This is a genomic window from Cereibacter sediminicola, assembly GCF_007668225.1.
In the GTDB taxonomy this organism is placed as follows: Bacteria; Pseudomonadota; Alphaproteobacteria; order Rhodobacterales; family Rhodobacteraceae; genus Cereibacter_A; species Cereibacter_A azotoformans.
The window spans coordinates 1-2,360 of sequence record NZ_VDEK01000082.1 but is presented as its reverse complement, the minus strand read 5'-3'; the positions used below and the strand labels follow the sequence as shown (position 1 = coordinate 2,360).

The window sequence follows — 2,360 nt, the reverse complement described above, 5'->3', positions numbered from 1 at the left end:
CCGAGGCATTCGCCTTAGCGGCTTAACCTGTGCAGATTCCGCTGGGTCGATACACGGGCTTCGACGCGCTGGTGGCCGCGGGACATACTCCGGCGACCAGGGTGAAGCATCCGAAACTCGGCACCGAGATCCTCGTCCTCTCCGAAGCCGACATCGCCGCATTCCATCGCCGGTTCGCGACCACGACGACTCTCGCCGCCGAATGGGGCGAGCACCGCAACACCGTCATCGCCCGGCTGGAGGCAGCCCGAGTGTCGCGATTCTCGCCGGACGGGGCCGATTACGGTGCGCTCTATCTGCGGAAGGACGTGGAGCCGGCCGCAAGGTGATGCCCTCTGGCGCCCGGCAGGATCTGCCGGGCCGGGGGCTCCGAGATCGGCAGGACTGCACAAGATCGGCCGCAAAGGGTCCGAAAGGAAGACCTGCGCGCCGCAAGGACAGGAAAATTCTGCCTACTGACAGAGCTTTGCGACCGAAATCCCAAGCATCACGAAGATTTGTCTTGATCGGGGGTGTGCAAGAAAACCGCCAAAACGTGCATCTTTATGCCTCGTTGGCAACAAACAATATCTTGGCGACCCCGCCGCGACTCGAACGCGGAACCTGCGGTTTAGAAGACCGCTGCACTATCCAGTTGTGCTACGGGGCCGCGAAAGCGGTTTCGGAAAACGGTTCGCCGCGAACAGCTAAGCGCATTTCCTATTTTGTTTCAACACCATATCACCACTTGACAACATGCCTAGGCTCCAGACCCATTGATTTCGTGGGGATCGCGTGATTCAGGCCTCGCAAGGAGACCTGACCGATGAGCAACCTCTACTGGCTGTCCGAGGCGCAAATGGAGCGCCTGAAGCCGTTCCTTCCCAAGAGCCATGGCAAGCCCCGTGTCGACGACCGGCGCGTCCTGAGCGGCATAATCTTCATCAATCGCAATGGTTTGCGGTGGTGCGACGCACCCAGGGAGTACGGGCCGGCGAAGACCCTCTACAATCGCTGGAAGCGTTGGAGCGAGAAGGGAGTCTTCGCCCGGATCATGATGGGCCTGGCGGCCGAGAGGGCAGAGCACAAGACAATCATGATCGACGCGACCTACCTGAAGGCGCATCGCACGGCTTCCAGCCTGTGCGTGAAAAAGGGGGGCGCGCGCGTCAGATAGGTTGCACCAAGGGGGGCATGAACACCAAGTTGCATGCCGTCGCCGATGCGAAGGGCCGGCCGATCGGGTTCTTCATGTCCGCTGGACAGGTCAGCGACGACTCGGGCGCGGCGGCGCTGCTGGGCAGCCTGCCGAAGGCGGACTGGTTGCTGGCCGACCGGGGCTATCGAGCCGGTGAGCGCCACCGGTTCGAGCGAACCGGCGAGGGCGGACTGGCTGAGAGAAGCGTTGAAAGACAAGGGGATGAAGGTCTGCATCCCCGGCCGGAAATCTCGCAGGAAAGCCGTCAGATACGACAAGCGGAGGTACAAGCGCCGCAATCGCATCGAGATCATGTTCGGTCGGCTGAAGGACTGGAGGCGCGTTGCCACCCGATACGACCGCTGCCCGGAGACGTTCTTCTCTGCTATCGCACTCGCAGCCATCGTCCTGTTCTGGCTCTGAAACGCAATGAGATGCCGTAACGGGGCCTGCGTGGCGACCTGCCCGTCACCGTTGCCAAATCGACGGCACGCAGGCGCCATTCCCGTATCGGATCCATCGGGAGGAGTGCGGGATGAAGCTGTTTGTCGGACTGGACGTATCGTTGGAGAAGACCGCGATCTGCGTGGTCAGCGAGCATGGGAAGATCGTGAGGGAGGCGCAGGCAGCGAGCGAGCCGGAAGCGCTGGCGCGCTGGATTGGGGACCAGGACGGCACCATCGCCGCCATCGGCCTTGAAGCCGGCCCCCTGTCGCAATGGCTGCACCGCGGGTTGACCGGGGCGAGACTGGACGTCGTACTGATGGAGACCCGGCAGGTGAAGGGCGCCCTGAAGGCCATGCCGATCAAGACCGATCGCCGGGACGCGGAGGGCATCGCGCGTCTGTTGCATCTCGGCTGGTTCCGGCCGGTTCACTGTAAATCGGTGTCTGCACAAGAAGTTCGAGCGGTGCTCAGCGCCCGCAAGGCCGTGCAACAGGGGTTCATCACGCTGGAAATGTCCCTGCGCGGGCTGCTGCGTAACTTCGGTCTCAAGGTCGGCACCATATCACGCGGCCGCTTCGAACAGCGCATCCGCGAGCTGGCGGCAGGCAATCCGATGTTGGAAGCGGCCACCGAACCGATGCTTCGCGCGCGCTCGGCGCTGCGGCGAGAGCTGGCGGGCCTTGAGCGCCATGTCCGTCAACTCTCCCAAGAGGATCCGGTCTGCCGTCGACTGATG

Annotated in this window: 2 protein-coding genes, 1 tRNA gene and 1 pseudogene; 3 read left to right on the top strand and 1 reads right to left on the bottom strand. The window is 63.0% G+C overall.

Features of this window, described 5'->3' with window-relative positions:
* Nucleotides 1-101: 101 nt before the first annotated feature.
* Complete coding sequence (locus tag FG154_RS20245) at nucleotides 102-329, top strand: hypothetical protein (RefSeq protein WP_145111898.1); 228 nt, start codon at nucleotides 102-104, stop codon at nucleotides 327-329.
* Between the two features lie 243 nt (nucleotides 330-572).
* Here the strand turns inward: FG154_RS20245 and FG154_RS20240 are convergent.
* Nucleotides 573-649 (bottom strand) — tRNA-Arg (locus FG154_RS20240).
* 156 nt (nucleotides 650-805) lie between these two features.
* Between FG154_RS20240 and FG154_RS20235 the strand changes: the two are divergent.
* Together FG154_RS20235 and FG154_RS20230 are read left to right on the top strand one after the other, a co-directional pair.
* Nucleotides 806-1,600 (top strand): annotated as a pseudogene (locus FG154_RS20235) (IS5 family transposase).
* A gap of 112 nt (nucleotides 1,601-1,712) precedes the next feature.
* The coding region (locus FG154_RS20230; RefSeq protein ID WP_145111896.1) for an IS110 family transposase at nucleotides 1,713-2,360 on the top strand (648 nt) is incomplete at its 3' end.